The organism is Campylobacter volucris (genome assembly GCF_008245045.1).
GTDB lineage: Bacteria > Campylobacterota > Campylobacteria > Campylobacterales > Campylobacteraceae > Campylobacter_D > Campylobacter_D volucris.
On sequence record NZ_CP043428.1, the window covers coordinates 954,757 to 981,700 of the forward strand.

The 26,944-nt window shown below is 28.4% G+C and carries 23 protein-coding genes, 1 pseudogene and 1 riboswitch; of the genes and pseudogenes, 8 read left to right on the plus strand and 16 right to left on the minus strand.

Annotated features, from left to right (window positions below):
- Positions 1–2: 2 nt before the first annotated feature.
- Positions 3–2,096: an RNA degradosome polyphosphate kinase gene (locus tag CVOLT_RS05055; RefSeq protein WP_039665730.1), complete on the minus strand. Its 2,094-nt coding sequence runs from the start codon at positions 2,094–2,096 to the stop codon at positions 3–5.
- Between the two features lie 469 nt (positions 2,097–2,565).
- Between CVOLT_RS05055 and nrfH the strand changes: the two genes are divergently transcribed.
- Together nrfH and CVOLT_RS05065 are read left to right on the plus strand one after the other, a co-directional pair.
- The gene (nrfH, locus tag CVOLT_RS05060; protein WP_039665731.1) at positions 2,566–3,072 is read left to right on the plus strand and encodes a cytochrome c nitrite reductase small subunit; all 507 of its coding nucleotides are present in this window, start codon (positions 2,566–2,568) and stop codon (positions 3,070–3,072) included.
- A gap of 16 nt (positions 3,073–3,088) precedes the next feature.
- Complete coding sequence (locus CVOLT_RS05065; protein ID WP_039665732.1) at positions 3,089–4,924, plus strand: ammonia-forming cytochrome c nitrite reductase subunit c552; 1,836 nt, start codon at positions 3,089–3,091, stop codon at positions 4,922–4,924.
- A 34-nt stretch (positions 4,925–4,958) separates the two neighbouring features.
- Here CVOLT_RS05065 and thiC read toward each other — a convergent pair whose 3' ends face one another.
- From thiC to rpe, 3 genes are all read right to left on the minus strand, one after another.
- The gene (gene thiC, locus CVOLT_RS05070) at positions 4,959–6,260 is read right to left on the minus strand and encodes a phosphomethylpyrimidine synthase ThiC (RefSeq protein ID WP_039665733.1); all 1,302 of its coding nucleotides are present in this window, start codon (positions 6,258–6,260) and stop codon (positions 4,959–4,961) included.
- A 41-nt stretch (positions 6,261–6,301) separates the two neighbouring features.
- Positions 6,302–6,406: riboswitch (TPP riboswitch) on the minus strand.
- A 29-nt stretch (positions 6,407–6,435) separates the two neighbouring features.
- Positions 6,436–7,200 carry a 3'-5' exonuclease gene (locus CVOLT_RS05075; protein ID WP_039665734.1) on the minus strand — a complete coding sequence of 255 codons (765 nt, stop codon included), beginning with the start codon at positions 7,198–7,200 and terminating at the stop codon, positions 6,436–6,438.
- Positions 7,197–7,844 (minus strand): ribulose-phosphate 3-epimerase, encoded by a 648-nt coding sequence (gene rpe / locus CVOLT_RS05080; protein WP_039665735.1) that lies wholly within the window; start codon positions 7,842–7,844, stop codon positions 7,197–7,199. The genes CVOLT_RS05075 and rpe overlap by 4 nt, the downstream gene beginning before the upstream one ends.
- Before the next feature lie 148 nt (positions 7,845–7,992).
- Here rpe and rpmB point away from each other — a divergent pair, with 148 nt between their 5' ends.
- The 5 genes and pseudogenes from rpmB (at position 7,993) to CVOLT_RS08220 (ending at position 10,757) form a co-directional block, all read left to right on the plus strand.
- Entirely contained in the window at positions 7,993–8,187 is a 195-nt protein-coding gene (gene rpmB, locus CVOLT_RS05085; RefSeq protein ID WP_039665736.1) for a 50S ribosomal protein L28, read from the plus strand.
- A gap of 35 nt (positions 8,188–8,222) precedes the next feature.
- Entirely contained in the window at positions 8,223–9,350 is a 1,128-nt protein-coding gene (locus CVOLT_RS05090) for a potassium channel family protein (protein WP_039665737.1), read from the plus strand.
- Between the two features lie 54 nt (positions 9,351–9,404).
- Positions 9,405–9,620 (plus strand): HP1242/YdcH family protein, encoded by a 216-nt coding sequence (locus CVOLT_RS05095; RefSeq protein ID WP_039665738.1) that lies wholly within the window; start codon positions 9,405–9,407, stop codon positions 9,618–9,620.
- 399 nt (positions 9,621–10,019) lie between these two features.
- A pseudogene (locus CVOLT_RS08215) lies at positions 10,020–10,307 on the plus strand (methyl-accepting chemotaxis protein); the annotation flags it as partial.
- A 99-nt stretch (positions 10,308–10,406) separates the two neighbouring features.
- Positions 10,407–10,757: a CZB domain-containing protein gene (locus CVOLT_RS08220; RefSeq protein ID WP_229238150.1), complete on the plus strand. Its 351-nt coding sequence runs from the start codon at positions 10,407–10,409 to the stop codon at positions 10,755–10,757.
- Here CVOLT_RS08220 and CVOLT_RS05105 read toward each other — a convergent pair.
- The 3 genes from CVOLT_RS05105 to groES all read right to left on the minus strand — a co-directional run bounded on the left by CVOLT_RS05105 (position 10,750) and on the right by groES (position 13,326).
- Positions 10,750–11,331, minus strand: a complete 582-nt coding sequence (locus CVOLT_RS05105; protein WP_039665740.1) for an NUDIX domain-containing protein — start codon at positions 11,329–11,331, stop codon at positions 10,750–10,752. The two genes, CVOLT_RS08220 and CVOLT_RS05105, sit on opposite strands and share 8 nt — an antisense overlap.
- Positions 11,332–11,435: 104 nt before the next feature.
- Positions 11,436–13,055 (minus strand): chaperonin GroEL, encoded by a 1,620-nt coding sequence (groL, locus tag CVOLT_RS05110; protein ID WP_039665741.1) that lies wholly within the window; start codon positions 13,053–13,055, stop codon positions 11,436–11,438.
- A 10-nt stretch (positions 13,056–13,065) separates the two neighbouring features.
- Positions 13,066–13,326 carry a co-chaperone GroES gene (gene groES, locus CVOLT_RS05115; RefSeq protein WP_039665742.1) on the minus strand — a complete coding sequence of 87 codons (261 nt, stop codon included), beginning with the start codon at positions 13,324–13,326 and terminating at the stop codon, positions 13,066–13,068.
- Positions 13,327–13,482: 156 nt separating this feature from the next.
- On the opposite strand from groES, the gene CVOLT_RS05120 reads away from it, so the two are divergent.
- Positions 13,483–16,026: a hypothetical protein gene (locus CVOLT_RS05120; RefSeq protein WP_039665743.1), complete on the plus strand. Its 2,544-nt coding sequence runs from the start codon at positions 13,483–13,485 to the stop codon at positions 16,024–16,026.
- Between the two features lie 27 nt (positions 16,027–16,053).
- On the opposite strand, the gene hpf is transcribed toward CVOLT_RS05120, so the two are convergent.
- The 9 genes from hpf to leuS all read right to left on the minus strand — a co-directional run bounded on the left by hpf (position 16,054) and on the right by leuS (position 26,940).
- On the minus strand, positions 16,054–16,572 hold the full coding sequence (gene hpf / locus CVOLT_RS05125; protein ID WP_039666290.1) for a ribosome hibernation-promoting factor, HPF/YfiA family: 519 nt from the start codon (positions 16,570–16,572) through the stop codon (positions 16,054–16,056).
- 75 nt (positions 16,573–16,647) lie between these two features.
- Complete coding sequence (locus CVOLT_RS05130; RefSeq protein WP_039665744.1) at positions 16,648–17,328, minus strand: 3-methyladenine DNA glycosylase; 681 nt, start codon at positions 17,326–17,328, stop codon at positions 16,648–16,650.
- Positions 17,325–20,261 carry a transcription-repair coupling factor gene (gene mfd, locus CVOLT_RS05135; protein ID WP_039665745.1) on the minus strand — a complete coding sequence of 979 codons (2,937 nt, stop codon included), beginning with the start codon at positions 20,259–20,261 and terminating at the stop codon, positions 17,325–17,327. The genes CVOLT_RS05130 and mfd overlap by 4 nt, the downstream gene beginning before the upstream one ends.
- On the minus strand, positions 20,251–20,655 hold the full coding sequence (locus tag CVOLT_RS05140) for a bactofilin family protein (protein WP_039665746.1): 405 nt from the start codon (positions 20,653–20,655) through the stop codon (positions 20,251–20,253). The genes mfd and CVOLT_RS05140 overlap by 11 nt, the downstream gene beginning before the upstream one ends.
- Entirely contained in the window at positions 20,583–21,494 is a 912-nt protein-coding gene (locus CVOLT_RS05145; RefSeq protein ID WP_052243178.1) for a zinc metallopeptidase, M23 family, read from the minus strand. Before CVOLT_RS05145 ends, CVOLT_RS05140 begins: the two co-directional genes overlap by 73 nt.
- Positions 21,481–22,650 carry a bifunctional tetrahydrofolate synthase/dihydrofolate synthase gene (locus CVOLT_RS05150; protein WP_039665748.1) on the minus strand — a complete coding sequence of 390 codons (1,170 nt, stop codon included), beginning with the start codon at positions 22,648–22,650 and terminating at the stop codon, positions 21,481–21,483. The genes CVOLT_RS05145 and CVOLT_RS05150 overlap by 14 nt, the downstream gene beginning before the upstream one ends.
- Positions 22,647–24,020, minus strand: coding sequence for a hypothetical protein (locus CVOLT_RS05155; RefSeq protein WP_039665749.1), 1,374 nt, complete (start codon positions 24,018–24,020; stop codon positions 22,647–22,649). Before CVOLT_RS05155 ends, CVOLT_RS05150 begins: the two co-directional genes overlap by 4 nt.
- Positions 24,020–24,517: an LPS assembly lipoprotein LptE gene (gene lptE, locus CVOLT_RS05160; protein WP_039665750.1), complete on the minus strand. Its 498-nt coding sequence runs from the start codon at positions 24,515–24,517 to the stop codon at positions 24,020–24,022. Before lptE ends, CVOLT_RS05155 begins: the two co-directional genes overlap by 1 nt.
- A complete protein-coding gene (gene leuS, locus CVOLT_RS05165) occupies positions 24,514–26,940 on the minus strand; it encodes a leucine--tRNA ligase (protein WP_039665751.1) in 2,427 nt (808 codons plus the stop codon). The genes lptE and leuS overlap by 4 nt, the downstream gene beginning before the upstream one ends.
- Positions 26,941–26,944 lie beyond the last annotated feature (4 nt).

Genomic DNA, 26,944 nt, shown 5'->3' on the forward strand with positions numbered 1-26,944 from the left:
ATTTAATTGTCCCTAAAAAGCTTTGTTGCTAAATGCGTTGCCCTGCTTTGATCTGTATCTTTTTTAAGAGTGTTGAAAATTCTGCTGATATATTCTTCTAAAATTTGTTGAGAATTATTTATTTTTTCTTCTTTATTAGTGTAAATTTTTTGATACTTTCCATTATTATCTAATTCATAAGCTAAATCATTATCACTAAGTTGTAATTTTAAAATTTGAGCCAATTTTGCACGAGAATGCTCATCAAATATAGGAGTCATAAGCTCCAAGCGTCTTTCTAAATTTCTTGGCATCCAATCAGCACTTGATATAAAATAATTTGGATGAGTATGTTTAAAATATAAAATTCTAGCATGTTCTAAATATTTTCCTACTATACTTCTAACCCTAATATTTTCACTATATCCTTTAACTCCAGGTTTTAAACAGCAAATTCCACGCACAATTAAATCAATTTTAACGCCTTTATTTGAAGCTTCATACAAAGCTTTAATCACATCAGCATCAACCAAAGCATTCATTTTAGCAATAATTACTCCCTCATTAGCATAACTTGCTTCAGTATTAATCATTTCTAAAATTCTTTCTTTAATTTGTTTTGGGCTCATAGATAATGTCTTTAAGCGACGACTTTTACTATACCCTGAAAGTATATGAAAAAAAGTTGTAGTATCTTGAGAATACTCTTCTTTTGAAGTAAAATAACTCACATCTGTATAAATTTTTGCCGAACTTGCATTATAATTTCCAGTGCTAAGATGATTATAAATTTTTAATTTATCACCTTCTTTTCTTATAACTTGAGCAAGTTTAGCATGCACTTTAAAACCAGTAATTCCATATATTACATGTGCTCCAGCATTTTCTAAAGACTTAGCCCAATGTAAATTATTTTCCTCATCAAAACGAGCTTTAAGCTCAACCATCACAGTAACTTGCTTTCCTTCGCTAGCTGCATCTATTAAAGCTTGAACGATATTGGAATTTTTTTCCACTCTATAAAGTGTCATTCTTATGGAAATAACTTTAGGATCCTTGCTTGCTTCTTTTATAAACTGATATACAGGCTCAAAGCTCTCATAAGGTTGAAAAATCAATACATCTTGTTTATCCATAGCTTTAAATATAGATAAATTTTCTCCAAAAGGAGGTAAAATTTTTGGAGTATATAAAGGACTTAATAGATGCGTAAATTCTTTATTAGCAACGATTTGCCATAATGATGATAAATTTAAAAGTATGTCATATTCATATATATCTTTATGAAATATATTCATGTGCGAGCTTAAAAATTCTATCAATTGCTCATCTGCATCTTTTTGAATTTGCAAACGAACAAAAGCTCCTTTTCTACGAAGTTTTAACCCCTGCTCTAAAATCATCATAAAATCATCTGCTTCTTCTTCTTCTATTTCCATATCTGCATTTCTAGTAACTCTAAAAGCAGCCGATGATAGCATTTTATATCCTGGGAAAATATGCTCTGTATGATGACGCACTATGCTTTCGATTGGAACATAGATATTTGAACTCACTTGACAAAATCTAGGCAAAACTCTAGGAATTCGTATCATTCCAAATTTTAAAAGCTCAGGGTGCATAGGATCGCAAAGTTTTACCGCCAAAGAAAAAGACAAATTATTTAAATGCGGAAAAGGATGAGTAGCATCAACAGCGATTGGAACTATCACAGGAAAAATATTTGAAAAAAACAACTCATCACACTGCTCTTTTAATTTTTCATCAAGATCTTCATAGGGTTTAATAAATAAATTTTCTTTTTCTAACTCTGATGTGATTTCACAAAAATACTTTTCAAGCGTAGATTTTTCTTCATGCAAATAATTTCTTATAGCTTTAAGTTGAGCCAAAGGAGACATTTCATCGTTACTTGCTGTGCTAACTCCAGCTACAAAAAGCTGTTTTAAACCTGCCACTCTAATCATATAAAATTCATCTAAATTAGTACAATATATAGCTATAAATTTGAGTTTTTCAAATAAAGGTAGATCTTTAGAGCACTGATCTAAAACTCTAGAATTAAAAGCTAACCAAGATAATTCTCTATTAATATACATAGATGAGTTAATTTGCATTTTATTTACCTTTAATTTTATAAACATATCTTAATTTTTTAAAATAATAAATTACATTATATATCAATAAGATTTTATTTTTAATTAAATTTTTATCAATGTTTTTTGTCTTGTAATTTTTAAAAGTATATTTTATATGATTTTATCAATATTTAATAATATGAAATTTTTATATTAATTTTTTTATAAAATTTTATATTTATAAAAAACACACTAGTGCAATTTTTTTATAATAATTAAATATCATAATTTTTATATTTTAGATTTAAAATTTTTTATTTATATTTAGTAAATTAAATATTTAAATATAATTTATAGTAATGTTTATTTTTAAGAATAATTTATAAATAAAGCTCAATATTGTTTATAAATTATTAGGACATTTTATATCCTTAAATCAATATTAAATAATATTTTGATAAAATTTTAAGTGCAACCAAATTTATATCTTAAATTATCAGGAGGAGCTTTGGGAGATAAAAAAGTATTTTCAAAACTTTTTAGTATTTTCTTATTCTTACTTTTAACCTTATTTGCGGTTGGTTTTTACACCTTTTATAATGCAAAAGGTGCTTCTTATCTTAGCAATGCTAGTGAATCTTGTAATAACTGTCATATTATGAATGAAGTTTATAATGATTATCTAGCTGCTCCACACTCTAAAAAAGTAAAGGGTGAAGCAAGGGCAACTTGTGTTGATTGTCACCTACCACATAGCTTTGTAGATAAATGGATTGCTAAAGCTCAAAGCGGTTTGGGGCATGCTTATGCTTTTACTTTTAAATTAGATGAATTACCAACCAACCTAACTGCAAATGAAAAAAGTAAAAAAATGGTGCAAGATAATTGCATTCGCTGTCATGCTGACTATGCTAGTGTAGCTATCAACGCAACAACTATGACTAATCCTCATAAGGATAGTTCTTTAAGCTGTGTTTCTTGTCACAATGGCGTAGGACATAAACGCGGATTTTAATTTTTAGGAGTTATAAATGAATAAAAAAAATCTTTTATACTTAGGTATAATTGCTTTGCTTGTTTTAATTTGTGCTGTTTTATGGCTTAATAATGATATAAGCAAAAAACAAAACGAAAGCGTAGGCGGAGTTATAAGTAAAAACTTCGTTGAAATGAGTGATGATAATCCTTCTTTTACTGAATGGGGTAAAAATTTTCCTGATTATTTAGATATGTATCTTACTGCACAAACCCAACAACCATTTGAAACAAATTTTGGCGGGAATTTAGCTTATTCAAAACTAATTCGCTATCCTCAACTTACCATACTTTGGGCAGGATATCCTTTTGCTCTTGATGCTAATGAAGAAAGAGGACACTTTTGGGTGCAAATTGACCAAATGGATACAGCAAGAAATAATAAAGATTTTCTAAACGCACATGGTTTTGCTAAATTTAATGGTCAACCAAGTGCTTGTATGAACTGCCATAGTGGATGGTCTCCTTGGCTTATAAAAAATGCACCAGGTGAAAATGAAAAAGAAAAATGGATAGCATTTAACTCAACCAAATATTGGACCTCTATTAAAAATATTCCAGCGGTAAATGGATACGAAGAAGGTTCTAAAGAACATAGCGGACCTCATGGTGGTAAAAGAATGGGTGTAACTTGTGCTGACTGTCACACTCCAAACAATATGAGCTTAAGACTTACAAGACCAGCAGCAATCAATGCTTTGGTAGAAAGAGGTTATGAAAGAGATCCTGAGCAAGGGGTGAAAGCATCAAGAGAAGAAATGCGAACACTGGTTTGTTCACAATGTCATGTGGAATATTATTTTAGACCAACAGGAGAAAAAGTAAAAGTTACTGGTGAGAGCATTACTAATGATTCTAGTAAAAAATGGTGGAATGGTACTCAAAAAACTTATGATGAATTTGATTCATGGAGAGATGGAAACAAACCGGTAGAAATTCAAGTAGATGGTTTAGAATTAGTCTTCCCATGGAGTGAGTGGAAAAAAGGACAACCATTTAGAATTGAAATGTTTGATGAGTATTATGATAAAATCAGAAGTGTTTTTGATAAAGACTGGTCACATAAATTAACAGAAGCTCCAATGATTAAAATTCAACACCCAGAAAGCGAACTTTATAGTGGTGGTGTTCATGCAGCAAATGGTGTAAGTTGTGCTGATTGTCATATGCCTTACATAAGAAAAGGTGCTAAAAAAATGACTCAACATAATATCACTTCACCTTTAAGCGATATCAATGCAGCTTGTAAGTCATGTCATACTCAAAGCGAAGATTATCTTAAAGCACAAATTAAAGATATTCAAAATTCAATCGCTTATGATTTAAGAACTGCTGAATATTCTATAGTTAGCTTAATCACAGATATCAAAACTATGCGTGATAAATTAGGACAAATACCTCAATACCAAGAAAATGGCAAAGCAGATGCGAAAAAAATCAATGATGTTCTTAAAGAAGTTTTAGAATTGCATAGAAAAGCACAAATGAGAGCAGATTTTGTTGGTGCTGAAAATTCTACAGGTTTCCATAATCCAAGAGAAGCTTCAAGAATGCTTTTACAAGCTGTGGATATGGCAAGAATGGCACAAACTAAATTAGTAGAAATCGCAAATGCAAATGCAATTAAAGATTTTAAAACTTCAAATTTAGGTTTTGAAGATATACAAAAATTCAATCCAGGACAAATTCGTTACAAAGTGGATTTAAATGGACATAAAGTAGGTGATCGTTACTATGAGCATGATAATGTTAATGGAGATCCTTCTCAAAAGCTTTTAGATAATGATAAAAATCTACAACCATACAATTATAAAGTCGTAGATAAATTATAATTTCAATCCCGTTTATAAACGGGATTGTTTCAATTTATTTTTTAATCAAGCTTACATCTTCGCCTTTTAAAATTTGATTCATTGTATTCATAGCACACATTTTTCCACACATAGAGCAAGAATTTAACTCATCAGGCTTTCTTTCGTTAAACATTTTTTTAGCTTTTTCTCCATCTATTGCAAGCTTAAACATCTTTTCCCAATCAATTTCTTGTCTTGCCTTACTCATTTCATCATCTATTTTTCTTTCTTTTGGAAGTTTAGCTATATCTCCAGCATGAGCAGCTATTTTTGTTGCTACTATGCCATCTCTAACATCTTCTAAATTTGGAAGTCTTAAATGTTCAGCAGGAGTTACATAGCAAAGCATATCAGCTCCAGCTGCTGCTGCAACTGCTCCACCTATAGCCCCACTTATATGATCATATCCTGCACCTATATCTGTTACCAAAGGCCCTAAAACATAAAATGGAGCTCCGTTGCAAATTCTTTTTTCTATTTGCATATTTGCTTTTATTTCATTTATAGCCATATGTCCAGGTCCTTCTATCATAATTTGCACATCTTGCGCCCATGCTCTTTTTGTGAGTAATGAAAGTTCTATCAATTCAGCTATTTGAGCACCATCGCTTGCATCGTGAGTACAACCTGGTCTTAGTGCATCTCCTAAAGATAAAGTTACATCAAATTCTCTACAAATTTCTAATAAATCATCATAGTATTCAAAAAATGGATTTTCGCAATCATTCATTTGCATCCAAGCATAAAGAACAGATCCACCTCTTGAAACTATATTTGTGATTCTATCACATTCTTTAAATACTCTTGCCGCACGAGAATTTATACCAGCATGAATTGTCATAAAATCAACTCCGCTTTTTGCATGATGATAAACTACATCTAAAAAATCTTTAGCTTTAATATCTTTTAAATCTTTTTCCAAAAATCCAACTGCATCATATACAGGAACAGTTCCTATCATAGCTTTTGAAGTAGCTATTAACTCATCTCTAAAATGACTTGTTTTACCATAATTGCTAAGATCCATTATAGCTTCTATATTAAATTTGTGTGCTAAATGAACTTTTTGCATTTCTTCACTATAATCTATACAATCATTTGAAACACCTAAATTTACATTTACTTTTGTGCGAAGTCCAAAACCTATACCATTTGGATCTAAGGCTTTATGATTTATATTCGCTGGTATTATGATTTTTCCACTCGCTATATTTTCAAGTAAAAAATCTTGACTAACTTGCTCTTTTTGTGCAACGATTTGCATTTGTTTTGTAAATATGCCTTCTTTGGCATAACTCATTTGAGTTTTATTCATTTTTTATCCTTATTTATAATTTGGATAAATGAAGGGTTATGTGAGTAGTTGATAAATTTTCCCAACGCTAGCATTATCTAGTTCTGGTTCGGTCTAAGCTTTTAGCTTACTCTCAGCCTGTATCACAAGCTCCCGTCATTTACATTTTAAGTATAGCGTAGAAAATTTAAATTTTTTAATTTTTGAGTTTATTTTTTGCTTGCTTACTAAATTTGAGTAATTCTTCTGTAGTTTTAATATAAAATGGAATTTTACCCATACAATATTTTAAAATTTCACAAGCTGCTAAAGCATCGCTTAAAGCTCTATGATGAGGATATTGTATATTTAAAAGTTCTTTTAAGGCTTCAAGTCCATATTTTGGACTTTCAATACATTTTTTCGCAAGATCTATAGTGCAAATTTTTCTATTTAACAATACACCAAAACCATTTTCTTGCATCACTTTAGATAAAAAATTATAATCAAAACGAACATTATGTGCTACAAAAATAGAATCTTTTAAAAATAATTTAAATTCACTCAAAACTTGTTTTAAAGAAGGAGAATCTTGCACCATTGCTGTTGTAATTCCTGTTAATTCTGTGATATTTTCCGGAATTTCATCAACCTTGATAAAACTCTCAAAACGACCTATTTCTTGAAAATTTTGAATTTTTATTGCTCCAATTTCTATAATTTTTCCACTTTTTATACTTCCGGTACTTTCTATATCTACTATGCAAAAAATTTCATCTTTTATTTTTGTGCTTTTTGTATTTAAACAAATTTCATTATTTTTATTTAAATTCACACCAAGCCCTAAAAGCTCTAAAGTATGTATATCAAAATCATAACAAGATAATTCTTCAATTTTTTCTAATTCTTTAACAACCCAAGCAAATGATTTATTTTCTTTGCTTAGCTTATTAACTAAATCATCGATTTGTTGGTGGCTCAAAATTCACACTTTAAAGAATTTATAGCAGTCTTTTTATCTTGCGAAGAAAAAATATAACTCCCTGCAACTAAAATATCCGCTCCAGCTTCATCTAAATCAGGTGCATTTAGTCCATTTACCCCGCCATCAACCTCTATGAAAACTTTTAGATTTCTTTGATCAATCATTTGTCTTAAATGGCGAATTTTTTCATAAACTAAAGGCAAAAATGATTGCCCTCCAAAACCAGGATTAACACTCATTAAAAGCACCATATCAACAAATTCTAAGATATGTTCTATACTAGAAATAGGAGTATGAGGATTTAAAACAATAGCAGGGCAAATTCCATTTTTTCTTAAATATTCACAAACTCTAATAGGATGATTTTCGGCTTCTACATGAAAACTAATAAATTTTGGTTTTAATGGTATAAAAAAATCTATAAATTTATTCACATCATTTACCATTAAATGAACATCTAAAGGAACTGAGCTAATTTTGCTAATATTTTCTAATACACAAGGTCCAAAGGTAAAATTTGGCACAAAATATCCATCCATCACATCAATATGCAATAAATCAGCTCCAGCTTGACACACTTCTTTAATTTCATTTTCTAAATTTAAAAAATTTGCTGAAAGCAAACTTGGTGCTATATACATAAATATTCTCCAAATTAACTACTAAATAATAATTTTATCATACTTAACATCAATATTTTCTTTATTTATTTTTTAAATATTTGATTTTTTTAAGCTTAGTTTAGATACAATTTCAAAAATTTTATAAAACAAATAAGGAAATATCAACATGTCAAGAATTTGTCAAATCACTGGAAAAGGACCTATGGTAGGTAATAATGTAAGCCATGCGAATAATAAAACCAAAAGACGCTTTTTACCAAATTTAAGAACTATTCGTATCACTTTAGAAGATGGAACTACAAGAAAAGTTAGAGTAGCAGCTTCAACTTTAAGAACCCTTAAAAAACAAAACAACAAATAATTGCTAATCATTACATTATTTAAAGAGGAATTAATATGTCTTTTTTAAAAAAGCTTCAAAAATTCCTCAATTGGTCTCCTTCTCCAAAACCCGCAATTAATCTCAATGATGAACTTTACGAACAACTTAAATTTTTAAGAATTCCACTTATTGCTATCGTCATTATGACACTTGTAGGGGCTTTTGGATATATGCTCACTAGTAATTTTGATCTTAATGATGCTATATATCAAGCAGGGATGACTTTTACAACACTAGGATATGCTGAGATAAACCCCATACCAACAGCAGGAAGAATTTTTACTATTTTATATGTGCTATCAACTTTTACCATTTTTACATTTTGCATGGGTTTGGTTATAGAAATAGTAAAAAAAGGAATTTTATCTAAAATTATAAAGGAAAGAAGAATGCTTCATAAAATTGCAAGATTAAAAAATCATTTTGTTATATGCTATCATAATGATTTTACCATAGAATTAACGCGGCAGTTTAGAGAAAATCATATTCCTTTTGTTGTAGTTGATGAAATAGAAAATTTTAGCGAGATAGCAGAAAAATACAACTATCCTTATTACATAGAAAGTGCGCCACATACAAATCTTGCTTTCTTAAAAACTAATCTTTCTAGTGCAAAAGGAGTAATTACTCTAAGCAACAACATCGCAGATAATATCGCTATCATAGCATCTGTAAGATTATTTGAAAAAGAATTACAAAGAATTAACCCATATTTCATACTTGCAAGTTCAAACAATGAAGACGAAACAGAAAAACTAAAAAAACTTGGAGCAAATTCCATAGTATCTGCTACAAAATTAGTAGCTCAAAGGCTAAGTGCAATGTCAGCAAGACCTGATATGGAAAATCTTTTAGAAAATTATCTTTACAAGAAAAATAGTCCTATTGATCTTGAAGAAGTTAAAATTCCAGATGGTTCTTGGGTGAGATTTAAAAGATTAAAAGAAATTCATCTTAGAGATATGGCTAATGTTAGCATAGTTGGAATTATCGAAAATAAAAAATTCACACCTATGCCAAGAGGTGATACACTTATTGGAACAGGAGCAAAATTATTAATCATCGGGACAGCTGATAGCATAAAAATAGCTAAAAAAATCATTAAAAACAAACAAAAGCCTAACGAGTTAAAATATATTTAATTTTTTTAAGTTATAATCCAACTTAAGGTAAATAAAAAATAAAAAGGGGTTCCCATGCTACATGAGTTTAGAGATTTAATCACTCAATTAAAAGGTAAAGATATGCACTTTGATAAACTTTTTGAAGAGCATAACAAACTTGACCACAAAATAAAAGATGCAGAAGAAGGTAGAATTCACTTAGATAGTTTAGAAATCTCAAATCTTAAAAAAGAAAAATTAAGATTAAAAGATGAGTTAAATACTTATTTGTCAAACTACAATAAATAGGATATACCAATGTTTGGCAATAAACAACACTTAAAAACTATTGAAAAGTTAAAACAAGAAATCAAGGCTTTAGAAGAAAAAAATCACAAATTAGAACTTCAAAACAAAGAGCTTCTAGAAAAACAAAATATAGAAAATGACAATACTCAAGATAATTCTTTTGAAAGAAAAATATTAGATTTACTTTTTGAAGGTGCTTTAAAAGGCATTAGCAATGTTCAAGCTGATATGCAAAATAATGTCAATAAAGCAGATATTATTTCTGAACATTCTGTATCTTCTTTAAGCGATATGCAAGAATTAAATTCAACCACGCATTCTATCATCTCCTCTTTGCAAAGTATTATAGAATCAGCAAATCGCTCTCGAGATACAGCAGGAAATTTACACAGAAGTGTTGATGAAATTACCAATGTCATTGGTTTAATCAAAGATATTTCTGATCAAATTAATCTTTTAGCATTAAATGCTGCTATTGAAGCAGCGCGTGCTGGAGAGCATGGCCGTGGATTTGCTGTTGTTGCTGATGAAGTTAGAAAATTAGCTGAAAGAACACAAAAAGCAACTGCTGAAGTAGAAATGAATATAAATTTATTAAAACAAAATGCCAATGAAATGCACTCTCAAAGCGAACAGGTAGAAAAAGTATCTTTAGAATCTAATGAACATATAGTTCAATTTTCAAATAAATTTACCCAACTAATCGAAAGTGTTAATTCCACTAGCTCAAATGCCAAACAAATTACTTCAGAAATTTTTATTTCTCTTGCAAAATTAGATCATATTATGTTTAAGCTAAATGGATATAACGAAATTTTACATGTTTCAGGTAAAACTCTTTCTGATCATTTAAGTTGCAGACTTGCAAAATGGATTGCAGGCATTGGAAAAGAAAGATTTTCAAGTGGTAGAGCTTTTGGAAAATTAAACATTCCTCATCAAAAAGTACATGAAAACATTAATCAAGCTATAACCTTAGCACATAATGAGCAAATAACAGATCATTTACTTCAAAATCAAATTTTAGACAAATGCTCTAATGCTGAAAAATCTTCTGAAGATTTATTTGCAATTTTTAAAGAAATGCTAGAAGAGCGAGAAGAAAATCTAGCAACTGCAAATAAAACCACTAATTAAGGATAGATTTTCTATCCTTAAACCATAAATATGCAAATTCTAACAATGGAGTTTTTATAAGATTTGCTTTGGAAAACTTTTCAAATTCATCTCTTTTAATCCACACTGGTTTAATATCTTCTCCGTCTATTCCTCCACCATTTCCGATCTTATCTTCTTCACTAATACTTGCAAAATATAAAAATTGCCTATTTACACCTGAGCCAAAACCTGCATAATATTCACCTATAAATTCTACGCTACTTGGATAATACCCTAATTCTTCTACACACTCTTCTTTAGCAATTTCTTCTAAACTAAGTTTTTTATCCACCAAACCTGAACACAATTCTATACTATAGCCCATATCATCTATGGTGATATTGTTGCGTTTTTGATAATCCCATAATGGAATTCTAAATTGTTTGACAAATAAAAAAGAATCTTTTTGCGTATGATATAAAAATACCGATACACTATCCATAGCTTCTATAAAATCCCAAGTATATGTTTTTTCGTCTTTGCCTTGATAAGAATATCTTTTTGGAGTAATATATTTTGAGTGAGTAAATTTCTCTTCTTTTAAATTTTTCATAACAAAAGCCTTAAAATGATTTATTTTATTATATTAAAAGAAGAATAATTAAACAATAAAACAACCATCTAAAAAGATGGTTGTTGAAAAATAGAATGGGTAGATTACATCATTCCACCCATACCGCTCATATCAGGCATAGCAGGTTTTTCTTCTTTTATTTCACTTATTGTAGCTTCTGTTGTAAGTAACATGCTAGCAACTGAAACAGCATTTAATAAAGCTATTCTTTCAACTTTAACAGGGTCTATAATACCTGATTGTATCATATCTACATATTCACCTTTTGCAGCATCAAAGCCTAAATTTTCATCTTTGCTATTTTCAACACTATTTACAACTACTCCAGCATCAAAACCAGCATTTTCAGCTATTTGTCTTAAAGGTGCTCTTAATGCTCTTTCAACTATAGCTGCGCCTATAGCTTCATCACCTTGTAAATTTAAATTAATTTTTGATTTTGCTTTTATAAGTGCAGCTCCACCGCCTATTACTATACCTTCTTCAACAGCAGCTTTTGTAGCGCTTAAAGCATCATCAACTCTATCTTTTTTCTCTTTCATTTCTGTTTCAGTAGCAGCACCAACTTTAATTAATGCAACTCCACCACTAAGTTTTGCAAGCCTTTCTTGTAATTTTTCTTTATCATAATCACTTGTTGTTTCAGCTATTTGAGTTTTTATTTGATTAATTCTAGCATCTATATTTGCTTTTTCGCCAGAACCATTTACTATAGTAGTATTATCTTTATCTATGATAACACTTGAAGCTTGACCTAAATCTTGTAAAGTAGCACTTTCTAATGTTCTTCCAAGCTCTTCTGAGATAACCTCACCACCTGTTAAAATAGCTATATCTTCAAGCATAGCTTTTCTTCTGTCTCCAAAACCAGGAGCTTTAACAGCTGATATATTTAAAACACCTCTTAATTTATTTACAACTAAAGTTGCCAAAGCTTCGCCTTCTATATCTTCAGCTATTATTAATAAAGGTTTTCCTGTTTTTTGAATTTGTTCTAAAATAGGTAATAAATCTTTTAAATTTGTTATTTTTTTATCAAAAAGTAAAATGTAAGGACTTTGTAATTCAACTAACATTTTATCAGCATTTGTTATAAAATATGGGCTTAAATAACCTCTGTCAAATTGCATACCTTCAACTACATTTAATTCATCATTTATAGATTTTGCCTCTTCAACTGTTATAACACCATCTTTACCAACTTTTTCCATAGCATCAGCTATTAAATTTCCTATTTTTTCATCAGAATTCGCTGAAATTGTAGCAACTTGAGCTATTTCTTTTTTATCTTTTACTTCACGAGATAGTTTTTTAAGTTCAGCTACTATAGCTTCGCAAGCTTTATCCATACCTCTTTTAACTTCAATAGGATTTGCTCCAGCTGTTATGTTTCTTAAACCTTCTTTGAATATAGCATGAGCTAAAACTGTAGCTGTTGTTGTTCCATCTCCTGCTTGATCAGCAGTCTTGCTAGCAACTTCTCTTACTAAAGAAGCACCCATATTTTCTAAAGAATCTTTTAATTCTACTTCTTTAGCAACACTTACACCATCTTTAGTTATAGTAGGTGCACCAAAACTTTTTTGTATTAAAACATTGCGACCTCTTGGTCCCATAGTAACTTTTACTGCATCGTTTAATTTTTTAACACCTTCGTAAAGTTTATTTCTTGCTTCGTCTGAAAAAAATATTTCTTTTGCCATTTTTATATCCTTATTTTAAAATTCCTAAAATATCATCAGTATTTAATACTAAATATTCTTCATTGTCAAGTTTTATTTCACTTCCGCCATATTTAGCAAATACTACTTTATCACCTGCTTTTATATCTTCTACTTCTTTGCTTACTGCAACAACTTCACCATTTAATGGCTTTTCTTTAGCATTATCTGGTATAATAATGCCAGAAGCAGTTGTTTTAGTTTCTTCAACGCGTTTAACTAATACACGCTTTCCTAGAGGTTGAAAATTCATGTTTTTCCTTTCAATGTATTATTAGCACTCTTTATATTTGAGTGATAAAATTATACATAAAACAAAGTAAATTGTCAATAAATTAAATAAAATATATCATATAAGTTTAGTTTATATGACTAAACTTATATGATATATCAATATAAAGGTTTGAAAATGAAAAAGATTTTCTATGTATTTTTGGGGATTATGTGTTTTTTATTATTGGGTATTTATACTCTACTTTTTACAGCTGCAGGTAATAGTTTTTTAAAACCTCGTTTAGAAACAATGATCGCAGAAAAAAGTGGGATAAATATTCAATTTGATCAATTTCAAATTCGTTTTTCTACTTTAAACATTAAGGCAAATATAGATGATAAATTTTTTGCTGATGTTAAAGGAGATATATCTCCTTTAAGTTTAGGTTTTGATTTAGATTATATTATAGGTTTGCAAAATCAATACACAAAAGAACTCAATTTAGACAACAAACAAGATCTTACTTTTAAGGGTAAAATCCTTGGAAAAAGTAGTGATTTTATAGTAAATGGAAAAGGATTTTTATTTAATTCTAATCTCAATTTAAATGCAAAACTTGTTAATTACAATGTAGAAAATTTAGAACTTCTAGGCAAAGACATCGATATAGCTCAAATTTTAGATTTTGCAAGTTTGCCTCGATATATTCATGGTAAAATCAATCTCCTAGCTACAATAACTACGCAAAATTCAAAACCAAATGGAAATGCATTGATAAATTTTTACACTAGCTCCATCAACAATAATTTAATTTACAAAGATTTTAATCTTACTTTACCTAAGCAAAGTTTTGTAAAAGGAGAAATAAAATCTTTAATACAAGATAAACTTATCATTTCAACAAGTACAATTTTAAGTAACTTTTTTAATTTAAACACAGATAAAAGCGTTTATAATTTGGCTAACAATATCTTAGAAAGTGATTTTAATATCAAAATAAATGATTTTGATCAATTTTCAAGCATTCTTAAAACAAGATTGCAAGGAAAAAGCCAAATCCAAGGTAATCTAAAATTAACTAATAATCAATTGCAAGAATTTAACGCAACCCTTTTAGGATTTGGTGGAGAATTAAAAGCCATATTTGCCGATAATATCTTAAATATAAACACAAATACCATAGAAATTGATCAAATTTTAAAAACATTTTCGGTTCCAAGCGTTGTTGATTCTAAATTGGATTTTTCTTTAAATGCCAAAGGTTTAGATTTTAAAAATTTCAATGCTTTGGTAAAACTTGATAATGCAAAAATCAATACTGCCGAATTTAGAAAACTAAGCGGATTGGATTTTCCTCAAACTAATTTTAATTTGCAAGCCAAAGCTGATGCTAAAGATTTTGTAATAGCCTACAAAGCTGCTTTAAATTCAAATATAGCCACAATTTCAAATTTAAATGGCACATATAATCTTAACGATAAAGATTTAAAAATAGATTTAAGTGCTTTTGTGGATAATCTTAACAAATTAAAAGTCTTAACAAAGCAAGATTTAAATGGTCCTTTAAATATCAATACTAAATTAAATTTACAAGCAAACACCATTAAAGATCTTGATGCTAACATCGAAATTATGCAAGGAAAAATCAATGCAAAATCTAATGGAAATAATCTAGAAGCTACTATAGATAATGTTAAATTAGAACAAATTTTTCCGCTCATAGGACAACAAATTCTAGCTTATGGCGATATTGATGCTAATATAAAATTAGATTCTTTAGATTTTAGCAATATAAATGGAAAATTTAATGCAAATATCGATTCAGCTTTTAATGAGCTAGAACTTTCAAAATTACTTAAAAAGCAATTTCCTAAAAATACCTCAGCAAAAATTAATTTAGATGGAAATATCAAAAATTCTTTACTTGACTTTAATGCAAAAGTAAAATCATCTTTTGCTAACATCGATAAATTCCAAGGAAAATTTGATTTTAATAAGCAATCTTTACAAAGTATTTATGAAATTTCATTGGATGATTTTTCCAAACTTGGATTTTTAGTTGATAGAAAATTACAAGGAAATGCTAAATTTAATGGAAAATTAAATTTTGAAAATCAACTTATTGATGCAAGCATAATTAGCGAAAAAATCTTTAATGGACAACTAAACGCAACGATAAAAAATAATATCATAAAAGCAAATATTGACAATGTAGATTTATCAAATTTAGCTCAAAGCTTAGACTTTCCAGATTACTATGAAGCAAAATCCAATGTAAAGATCGATTATAATCTCTTAAAAGAAAGTGGAGAAGTTTTGCTTGATCTAAACAATGGAAAATTAAAAAAGAATTTAATCACTAGCGCTTTAATGATTTTATTACAAAAAGATATTACTGAAGATGTTTATAAAAACGGCAAAGCAAGCGCAATCATTAATAAAAATATTATAGATTTAAATCTTGATTTATTTGCAGATCGTAGCAAAATCAATATCACTAATGGAAAAATCGACACAAAAAGCACTAATTTAAATATACCTTTTAATATCATCATCGATAGAGCTAATTTTAAAGGTGCTATAAAAGGAACAACACAAAATCCTAAAGTAGATCTTAATGCAGGAAGTGTTGCAAAATCTATCGCAAATACTCTAGGAGGAAATACAAGTGACGCAGCTAAAAACACAGGAAAAAAAGTAGATCAAGCTATCGATAAGGTCTTTAATAAAATCTTTTAAAATCTAGCCTAAAAAAGGCTAGATTTTTTAAAATAAACCAAATTTTCCATCTTTTTTCTTAAATAAAACTCTCATTTTAGCATCCATATCATTAAATACTAAAAATATATCTTTACTCGCTTTTAATTTCTCCAAAGCTTCATCAATCTCTAAAGGCTTATAAAGCTCAAGTTCCATAGGAACAATTTCATCTTCATCCACTATACTAGGTAAGGCAAAATTTTGTTTTATTTCATCTTGGTGTTTATGGGTAATATTTTTATCATGCAATCTTCGTAAAACTTTAGAAATTCTATCAATTGCCAAATCTATAGCTGCGTATAAATCTTTATCTTTTTGTTTTACTACAACGGTGTTAATTCCTGCTAAATTGATACTAAATTCAGCCCAAAATCCTTTTTTTCCATGTCTCTCATCTGCACTTATAACACAACGAGCAGAAATCACATCAAGATTATATTTGGCTAATACATCAAAACTTTTTTCAATATATTCTTTAATAGACTCTGTAAGTTCAAACTGCTTTCCGACTATACTTGTATTCATCACTTCTCCTTTTTTTGAAGTTAAATACATTATAGCACTTTAAAAGTAAAGATAAAAATTAAATAAATAATAAATTTAAATTAATAAAGGCTTTAATATCCTTTGACCATCATCTGAGAGTTTTTTTCCTTGAAAATGTTCTTTACAAAAAGAAACAATCATCGCATGAAAAATTTGGTAAAGCTCGAAAAGTTCATATTGTTTTTGTAGCAATTGATTTAGATTATTTTGATTTGTTGCTATATCTTGTCTTAAAAATTCATTTAAACTTTCATAATTATCCAATTCATAGCCTAAATACTGCGTGATTTTTGCACTATAATTATCTACAACTAAAATCTCACGCTTGCAAACATAATTTAAAATTCCATCCACACTTTCATTACCCAAGCCTTTGATTTTTAAAAGCCATTCTCTATCTACTTGTGTTTTAAACTCATTCAAAGATTCATAATCATTAAAAAATTTTTGAGTAAAATTTTTAATATATTTTGCCTTAGTATTGTAAAAACCACTAGGTTTTATTAAAAGTGCTAGAGTTTGGGTGTTTAAATTTTGCAAATCTTCAAGTTTGGTAATATTTGCATTTTTTAAATTTTCCAAAGCTTTTAAAACATTTTTCCAATTTGTATTTTGGGTTAAAATTGTAGAAATTAAAATTTCAAATTCACTTAAATTGCCATTTGGTAGCCACTCAAAATCTTGAAATTTTACATTTGCTAGTATAAAAGTCTTAAAAATTTCATAACCACTCATGATACATTTTTCCTAAGATGAGTAAGTATGGTTTCGATAATATCATCATCGTCTTTGCTTCTAGCTTTAATCACTTCTTTACTCTCATCATCTTTTACAAAACAAATATTTTGTTCAAAATTACTGATAGTTTTATAGTTTTTACTAGCTAAAATTTTAATTATTATTAAATCTAAAAATTGTTTAGTATAAATGTCTAATTTTCCAAAGCGATCATTCATTTCGCCTTCTATCTCATACACTTCATTTACACTAGCACATTTACTAAGTCTTCTATAAAGTTCTAACCGCAAACGATCTTCACTAATATAATCACTATTTATAAAAGCATTGATATTTAATTTTAAATCAATTTTTTTCTCTTTAACAATCTCATTTTTACTTAGCTTATTAATCTCATCTTCAAGCATTTTAAGATACAAACTATAGCCAATTTGCTCTATATGCCCACTTTGATCCACGCCTAATAAATTCCCACCACCTCGAATTTCTAAATCATGATAAGCCAAAATTGATCCTGAGCCTAAAAAAGAATTGCTTTCTAAACTAGCAAGTCTTTTTAGGGAATCTTTGGTGATTTTTTCTTTATCTTCAATTAAAAAATAACAATATCCTTGCTTAAAGCTACGCCCTACTCGCCCTCTTAATTGATGCAAATCAGCCATACCAAAACGATCTGCATTTTCAATTATAATAGTATTTGCATTTGCTAGATCAATACCGCTTTCAACTATAGAAGTACAAAGCAATAAATCATATTCCTTGTTTTCAAATTTAAGCATTTGTTCTTCGGTGGTTTTAGCATCAATTTTAGAATGTAAAATTAAAATTTTTAAATTTGGAAATAAATCTAAAAGATATTTTTTACTTTCATTAATGCTTGCTATATGATTGTGTATATAAAAAATTTGCCCTGCTCTTCTTAATTCTCTAGAAATTGCTTCTTTAATTAAAGCATCATTACTTTCTCTTACAAAAGTTCTTACATCCAAACGATCTTGAGGTGGGGTTTGTAAAACACTATAAGATTTTAAAGAACTCAAGGCTTGATTTAAACTCCTTGGTATAGGTGTTGCCGACATTGAAAGAATATGAGAATTTTTACTAAGCTCTTTTAATTTTTCTTTTTGTTTTACGCCAAATTTATGTTCTTCATCAATCACAACCAAACCTAAATTTTCACACTCTACACTCAAAAGCGAATGTGTACCAATTACCACGCATGGTTTTTTTTCTTTTAAAATTTGTAAAATTTGTTTTTTTTCTTTTGAGTTTGTAAAACGATCTAGTTTAAAAACATCAATTTCAAAAGGATCAAACCTTTTTTTTAAAGTTTTATAATGCTGCGAAGAAAGCAAGGTAGTAGGCACAAAAAATAATGCTGTAAAATCACTCTTAACACAAGTAAACATAGCATTCATAGCAATTTCTGTTTTTCCAAAACCCACATCACCGCTTAACAATCTATCCATCACACGAGAACTTTTAAGATCTTGATTAATTTCTTTACATACTAATTCTTGATCTTTAGTGTATAAAAATCCTGCCTTGCTTATAAATTCATCTTGTAATTTTTCAGATATATCTAAAACTTTAGCCTTAATCAAAGCCCTAGTGGCAGCTAAAGAAACAATATTTGAAGCAATTGCAAAAAGTTTTTCTTTGAGTTTTTCTTTGAGTTTTAAAAATGTTCCTTTTCCAAGTTTATCTAGCACAGGCACACCGCTACTTGCACCTATATATTTATCAATCATATACAAATTTTCAACAGGCAAAAGCAATTTATCATTATTTAAATATCCCAAAGCTACAAATTCTTTTTGAGCACCGCTGATAATGATTTTTTCAAGTCCTAAAAATTTAGCTATACCATAATCTTCATGCACTACATAATCACCCACCCTAAGCTCATCGATAATCAAGCTTGCTTTTTTAATTTTTTTGTGTTTTTGTTTTTGATTAAGTGAAATAATCATACCATCTTGGATGATTAAATTTAATCTAATATCGCTCATTTTTAAAGTGATATTTGAAGTTTCTTCTATCTGTAAAGCCTTAAACAATACCTCGTTTTTAGCTAAAATGAGAATTTTTTTATCCTTATGAAAAGAAAAAAAATCTTGATTATAAACACTGATTAAATCTTTACAAATTTTAGCTTGTGGTATAATTTTTTGATTGATAATGCTAATATCTTCTTCAAATTCTTCAACTTGAAATTTTTTAATACTTACAAAATTTAAATTCAAATAATCATAAAAATCATCAATACACCAAAATCCTAAAGAATTAACATCATTGATAATACTTTGACTTTCAAAATTTTGAATTTTTTCTTGCAAAATATCATATTGTTCTTGAGTAAAATTACTCAAAAAAGGACAAATTTCTATACTAGATAATTCATTTGGTATAGATTTTTGCGTATTGATATCAAAATATCTAATACTTTCTATCTCATCTGAAAATAATAAAATTCTATAAGGTTGCTCTTCATTAATAGCAAAAATATCAATAATTTCACCGCGAATAGAAACTTCACCTTTATCTTGAACTATATCTACAAATTCATATCCACTATGTAAAATATCTTCTTTAAATTTTTCTAGTCTAATGAGAGAATTCTTTTTTAAAACTATATTTTTAAGATTATTTTTCCCAGGTAATTTTTGTAAAATAGTTCTAATTGGAGAAATTAAAATTTTTTTATGGATTTCTTTATGGTATGAATTTAAAACTTTGCAAATTTCAAATAATTCTTTTGAAAAAGAACGCAAATCACTCCCAAAATGCGCTCTAAAATCAGGCAAAACAAAAGTTTTGAAATCTAAATACAAGCAAACTTGAGCTAATTCATCTGCTTCTTTATCATCTTCACAAATTATAAGCTCAGCTTGATTTGCTTGTAAAAATTCATATAAATTAGCTTGCATCTTGTGATTTTTCTTCTATTACATCAACCATTGCTACTTCTTCATCTTTTTCTACGATTTTACTACTTCCGTTAAATTTACCACCATTTTCTATGCTAAGTTGTTTTACAATGATATTTCCATTTAAAACACCACCTGATAAAATTTCTAAAGAATCAACACTCATCTCACCTTCAAAAAGACCATTAATAACGATTTTATTAGCCTTTACTTGTCCTTTTAAAACACCGCTCTTACCTATAACAATTACATTAGATGAATGCACTACTCCTGTAATTTCTCCATCTAAATGAAGCATAGAGTCAAAATAAAAATTTCCCTCTATTCTTGCACCGCTTGAAATGACTGTAGTTTCGGATACTGAAGCAATAGAGCCTTTATTAAAGATTGCCATGGAACTCTCCTTTCTTGTTCAAAAATTTGTTCATAATTTTTATGGTTTAAATCTATAAAAATCTTTGGATCTAAAAGTTTATTAATAAATCTAACTTCATAATGCAAATGCGGACCTGTAGAAAGTCCAGTATTACCCGTATAGCCTAATAATTGTCCTTTTTTAACAAATTCTCCAGCTTTTACAACATCTTGGCGTGTCATATGAGCATACACAGTTTTAAAGCCAAAATTATGGATTAAAATTACAGAATATCCATATCCATTGTTACTATATGCAGCATACTCAACCACCCCATTTGCGGGAGCATAGATTGGTGTTTTTAAAGGCGCTCTTAAATCAATCCCAGGGTGAAATTCTTTTTTATTTAAAATAGGATGATGACGCCAACCAAAATTTCCAGTAACTCCATTATCAGCTATAACATGACCATTTGGAATTTGGGTTAAAAATAAATATGCTTGATCATTAGTTAATTTCACCTTTTCTAATCTTTCAGGTATATCTAAACTTTCATCTTGTTTTAAACCAAGATTTTCTTCAATATCAGCAAGTTGAGTTTGTAACTCATCATATAAAGCAGTTTTTTCTTCTAAATTTTTTTGCATACTTTCATTTTGAGAAAACAATTTAGTATTTTTGGCGCTTAAAGTTTCTTGCTCTTTTAAAAGCTCTGATCTTTTAGTCGCTAAATAATTAATATACAAAGCCCCTAAAACTATCACTATAAAAACAAAAGAAGTAAAATAAATAATTACTTTTTTAATAATTTGACTTAACAAAAAATGCCTAGAGCCATTAACATCTGTTATAGTAAGTGTAAATTTATCTTTCACGATACCCTCTTAAAAAATTTTCAACTAACAAAAAAGAGCCAAAAACTAAATACAAATTATCATTTTCTATATGATTGAATTTTTTATATTTAATATCTAATTCTTTTAAACTTTCAAGCAATTTTTCTCCAGCTAAAGGCCTATTTTCAGTTTTATAATCATAAATTTCAACTATTTTTATAATAGGCTTTAAAGCTTTTAAAATATTATAAAAATCTTTATCTAAAAAACAATTATAAACTAAATGAACTTTTTTTTCCTTGAAAATTGAAGCCAAAGCTAAAGCAGCCATTTCATTATGACCTACATCGACAAAAATATTATCAGAAATTTGCTCACATCTTCCTTTTAAATCAAGCTTTGGAAGATTTTGCATACTTTTAATTAAACTAGTTTTATCTTTATTTAAAATTATCGAAAAACTCTCTAATGCAAGCAATAAATTATCTTGCAAAAAATAAGCTAAATTATATTTTTTAGTATATTCTTGTGTAATATTTTTTAAATCTTTATCTTGAAAAAATGAAGTAATTGTAAGTTTTGAATTTTTTAATAAAGCTATGTGTTTAGCCAAATTTAAGACAATTAAATCTTGATTAGATGAAATTATAGCCTTATCTTTCATAGCTTTTAATTTAGTTCTTGCGATATTTTTAAGTGTTTTTCCAAGAAGTTCTTGATGATCAAAGCCAATATTAGTAAAAATTGTAAATTCTTTATCAAAAACACTTGTAGCATCATACTCACCACCAACTCCAGCTTCAAAAACTACATAGTCACATTTTTCAAAAAGAACCAATGCTAAAAAAGTTGCATATTCAAAATAGCTAAGTCTTGATAAATCTTGCTTCATTTTATCTTCTAAAATTTTATGCGCTTGCTCTAAACTCTCATCATCTACTATAGTACCATTTAGCCAAAATCTTTCATTAAATTTAAATATATGAGGGCTAGTATAATGACCTACTAAAAACCCCTCTTGTTTTAAAAGCATGGCTAAAAATCTGCCTGTGCTTCCTTTGCCATTAGTACCAATGATTTGTATATTTTTAGTTTTGCAAAATACATTTTTATATTTTTCATACATGGCAAACATAAAAAATCTACTAATTTTTTTATAAAACATTTCTTTTTTAGCAAGGGTTTGTTTAAAATTCATTGCACACTTTTATCGATTAATTCTTTTAATATATCCCCATCTACAAAGCTATTTTTTTCTATATACGATGTTGATAAATTTAGCTTAACCACTTCATCTTTATAAATAAATTTATAATCATCTATGGATTTTAAAGCTTTTTGGGTAAAAATTTGTGCATATTCTAAATCCTTGCCAGGAAGTATAACCAAATAAGAACTTTCATCTAAAATCCAAATTTCTTCAGTATTTTTACACAAACTTTTTAAGACTTTTTTAAATTTTTCTCCAATTGTTTTAAAACTATCAATCCCATAAGTATCAATCACTTGTTCTATATGACTAATCTTAAAAAAACACAAAGCATAATTAACCGCATATAAATGATAATTTTCATCTAGTTTTTTTAACTCTTGTGCTAAATTCCACTGTTCTCTTTGCTCATCATCACTTGTTGCGTGAATTTGAGTTTTGATTTGAGCTACTTGCTCATTAGCTTGCAAAAGTTTTTCTTTTAAAATATCAAAATTAATTTGCACATTACCATTTTCATCTTTGGTTAAAGTATTTATAAATTTAACATCTTCTTGAGTATTATCATAAAGCTTAGAAACCATTTGATTTAAATTTTCTAAATGCTTATTAAAAAAAGAAAGATTTTTTTGTATATAGTTTCTATCTATAGTATCTTTTTTTTGCATCATCAAACAAAATTCATGGACAAATTCTTTTCTTGCGATTAATTTTGGATTTTCTTTTAATTGTTCTTTAAAATTATTTATTTCTTTGCTTTCTCCAAATAAAGGATCTAAAGCTATAAGTAGCAATTGTGCTTGTTTTTCATAAGAGCGTTCTTTTAATGCAAGGATTAATTTTTCCACCAAAGAGTGAAAATCTAAAAAATTTTTAATATTAAATTCATCAAGCTTTTTTAAAAGCTCATTATCTTCATAATTTTTTTCAAGTTCTTTCCATTTTGCTCTTAAAAGATAAATGGTTTCAATATCCATTGCTTGCGATAAACGATGTAAAGAATTTTGAGCTAATTCTTTGATTTTTTTATCTTTGCTTATACTAAGTTGCTGGATAATTAATTCTAATAAAGCGTATACATCTTCATATTTTCTACTAGTTTGTCTATTGAGTCTTGATACTAAAAATGCTAAAAATTCATCAATGGTGTGGATATTTTTTCGTTTTAATTCTTGCTTATACACATCATCTAATAAATTAATATACTTTTCAATTCTAGTTTTATTAGGGCTTGCTATGCCTGATTTTTTAGCACATTCTTCAAAAATTTCACTATAATTTTCAGGAGTTGGGTAGAGTTTTCTTTCTTTTAATTTGATTAATGTTTCTTTTGCAATCTCATTAATATGACTTGCCATTATCTATAACCTCTAATTGCTACAATAGAAACAAATTCATCAAAAGCTTGCCTTGATGCATTTTTAATCGCTTCAAATCTAGCTTGATCGCTAATAACCGAATTTGGATTTATATCAAAATAATAACTACCTTTAGTATTTACAAGCTCTTCCTTGCCATCTTTATAACGCAATTTAAACTCCAAATACAATTCTGCTTTATAATTAATAACATAACCATTTTTGTCATAAATCATAGGAGTAAATTTTAAATCTTTCATGGTAACAATAATTACACTATCAGCTTCATTTTCACTTGTAATGCTTCGCCCAAGTTTATTAAGCATTGATTCTCTTAAAACATCACTAATATAAACACTATTTTGTGGATCTTGCTTGCTGATATTAATTTGTAAAAATACATTTTCTCCTAATGTTTTTCCAGCCATATGAGAAGATGGAATATATCCACAAGCTGTTAAAAACACAACTAAAAATGTAAAAATTATTTGTTTCATTTAACAACCAAATTTACAAGTTTTTTATCAATATAAATTTCTTTAAGCAACTCTTTATTAACAATCCATTTTGAAACATTTTGCTTAGCTAAGGTTAAAATTTCGTCTTTATTTGTTTGTGAAGAAATTTCAATTTCCCCTCTTTTTTTACCATTTACACTAATTGCTATGGTAAAACTATCTTTGATAAAAACTTCTTCTTTAATATCTAAAATTTTAAAATTTTCACATTTAAACAAATGCTCACTAAGTTCAAAGCAAACATGAGGGATAATAGGCTCTAAAATATTTAAAATAATATAAAAAGCTTCTTTTAATAATTTCTCATTTTGTATTTGACTTAAAGCATTTAATGCTTCCATACAAGAAGCAATTAAAGTATTGAAAGCAAAATTTTCCTCATAAACTTCAAAGGACTTTTTCAAAGCTTCATAAACTTTCATTCTTGCGTATTTTTCGTCTTTATTTAAATCACTATGAACTATATCTTCTAAATTTCCAGGGGTTAAATTTATAGCTCTTTCATAAAGTCTATTGATAAATTTAAATGCTCCTTCTAAAGCACTATCATTCCATTCTAATTCTTTAGCAGGCGGGGCTGCAAAAAGTATAAATAACCTTGCGCTATCTGCTCCATATTTTTGGATGATATAATCAGGATCTACAACATTTCCTTTTGATTTGCTCATTTTAAAACCATCTTTAGTAACCATACCTTGAGTTAAAAGCCTACTAAATGGCTCATCATCCTTTAAATATCCTAAATCCCTTAAAGCTTTTTGGAAAAATCTAGCATAAAGCAAATGAAGTATCGCATGTTCTATACCACCAATATATTCATCAACACTCATCCAATAATCAACACTTTTTTCATCTACAGCTTTTTCTTGCCAAGTAGCACTATCACTTGCAAAACGCGCAAAATACCAAGAACTTTCAAAAAAAGTATCTAAAGTATCGCTTTCTTTTTGGGCTTTTTTACCACATTTTGGACAAGTGCATTTTTTCCAATCCTCATGCTTATCAAGTGGATTGCCCTCACCATTGATCACCACATCTTCTGGTAAAGTAATAGGCAAATTTTTTATTTCTTGAGCTACTATACCACAATCTTGACATTTAATCATCGGTATAGGAGCACCCCAATATCTTTGCCTTGAAACTCCCCAATCGCGAATTTTAAAATTAGTAACCTTTTTACCAATTCCTAATTCTTGCATTTTAGCAATAATCTTTTCTCTAGCTTCATTGCATTCTAAATTATCAAATTCAGCACTATTGATTAATCTTCCTTCTTTAATAGTGTGACATTCTTTGTCATTGTCATCTTTAAAGATTACTTTTTTTATATTAAGCTTATATTCTTGTGCAAATTCATAATCTCTTTCATCATGAGCTGGCACACTCATAACAGCCCCACTACCATAATCACTTAAAACAAAATTAGCAACCCATAATGAAATTTTTTCTCCACTTAAAGGATGAGTTGCATAAAGATTTAAAAAATACCCTTCTTTTTTTGAAGCTTGTCTTTGGCGAGGAGTTTGATTTTGTATATTTTGAATTTTTTCTACAACATCTTTTTCTAAAAGATTTTTTGTAATTAATTCATTAACAATTTCATGATCAGGCGCTAAAGCAATATAAGAAACTCCATATATAGTTTCTGCTCTTGTGGTAAATACATTGACTTTTGTTACGCTTATTCTCTCATCTTGCAAAGCAAAATCAAAGCTAAGCCCTTCGCTTTTTCCTATCCAATTTTCTTGCATTGTTAAAACTTGATTTGGCCATTTACCTTCTAACTTTTTAAGATCATTTAAAAGTTCATCTGCATAAGCAGTGATTTTAATGTAATATCCTGGCATTTTTTTTCTAACAACATCATGCCCGCAACGCCAACATTTTCCATCTTCTACTTGTTCATTTGCTAAAACTGTTTTATCATTTTCACACCAATTAACTTCAGCCTCTTTTGTATAAATTAGTCCTTTTTCATACATTTTTATAAAAATTTCTTGTTCAAATTTGGTATATAAAGGATCAGAAGTAGCTAGCATTTGTTTGTTAGAAAATGAAAAACCTAATGAAAATAATTCTTTTTTCATATAATCAATATTTTCATAAGTCCATTTTTTAGGATGAATTCCATGTTTTATCGCAGCATTTTCAGCAGGCATACCAAAACTATCAAAACCTATTGGATGTAATACATTGTATCCTTTTTTTCTATAATATCTAGCAATAGCATCTCCAATGGAATAGTTTCTAACATGACCCATATGAATTCTACCGCTAGGATAAGGAAACATAGATAATACATATTTTTTAGGTAAAGAAAAATCATTTTTAGGCTCAAAATACGCACTATCTTGCCATTTTTGCTGCCATTTTTTTTCTATTTTTGCTGCTTCATATGCCATTTTT

Coding starts and splice junctions, on each gene's coding strand:
- CVOLT_RS05055 (WP_039665730.1), bottom strand. CDS start 2,096: ATGCAAATTAACTCATCTATGTATATTAATAGAGAATTATCTTGGTTA.
- CVOLT_RS05065 (WP_039665732.1), top strand. CDS start 3,089: ATGAATAAAAAAAATCTTTTATACTTAGGTATAATTGCTTTGCTTGTT.
- thiC (WP_039665733.1), bottom strand. CDS start 6,260: ATGAATAAAACTCAAATGAGTTATGCCAAAGAAGGCATATTTACAAAA.
- rpe (WP_039665735.1), bottom strand. CDS start 7,844: ATGTATATAGCACCAAGTTTGCTTTCAGCAAATTTTTTAAATTTAGAA.
- rpmB (WP_039665736.1), top strand. CDS start 7,993: ATGTCAAGAATTTGTCAAATCACTGGAAAAGGACCTATGGTAGGTAAT.
- CVOLT_RS05090 (WP_039665737.1), top strand. CDS start 8,223: ATGTCTTTTTTAAAAAAGCTTCAAAAATTCCTCAATTGGTCTCCTTCT.
- CVOLT_RS05095 (WP_039665738.1), top strand. CDS start 9,405: ATGCTACATGAGTTTAGAGATTTAATCACTCAATTAAAAGGTAAAGAT.
- CVOLT_RS08220 (WP_229238150.1), top strand. CDS start 10,407: ATGTTTAAGCTAAATGGATATAACGAAATTTTACATGTTTCAGGTAAA.
- CVOLT_RS05105 (WP_039665740.1), bottom strand. CDS start 11,331: ATGAAAAATTTAAAAGAAGAGAAATTTACTCACTCAAAATATATTACT.
- groL (WP_039665741.1), bottom strand. CDS start 13,055: ATGGCAAAAGAAATATTTTTTTCAGACGAAGCAAGAAATAAACTTTAC.
- groES (WP_039665742.1), bottom strand. CDS start 13,326: ATGAATTTTCAACCTCTAGGAAAGCGTGTATTAGTTAAACGCGTTGAA.
- CVOLT_RS05120 (WP_039665743.1), top strand. CDS start 13,483: ATGAAAAAGATTTTCTATGTATTTTTGGGGATTATGTGTTTTTTATTA.
- hpf (WP_039666290.1), bottom strand. CDS start 16,572: ATGAATACAAGTATAGTCGGAAAGCAGTTTGAACTTACAGAGTCTATT.
- CVOLT_RS05130 (WP_039665744.1), bottom strand. CDS start 17,328: ATGAGTGGTTATGAAATTTTTAAGACTTTTATACTAGCAAATGTAAAA.
- mfd (WP_039665745.1), bottom strand. CDS start 20,261: ATGCAAGCTAATTTATATGAATTTTTACAAGCAAATCAAGCTGAGCTT.
- CVOLT_RS05140 (WP_039665746.1), bottom strand. CDS start 20,655: ATGGCAATCTTTAATAAAGGCTCTATTGCTTCAGTATCCGAAACTACA.
- CVOLT_RS05150 (WP_039665748.1), bottom strand. CDS start 22,650: ATGAATTTTAAACAAACCCTTGCTAAAAAAGAAATGTTTTATAAAAAA.
- CVOLT_RS05155 (WP_039665749.1), bottom strand. CDS start 24,020: ATGGCAAGTCATATTAATGAGATTGCAAAAGAAACATTAATCAAATTA.
- lptE (WP_039665750.1), bottom strand. CDS start 24,517: ATGAAACAAATAATTTTTACATTTTTAGTTGTGTTTTTAACAGCTTGT.
- leuS (WP_039665751.1), bottom strand. CDS start 26,940: ATGGCATATGAAGCAGCAAAAATAGAAAAAAAATGGCAGCAAAAATGG.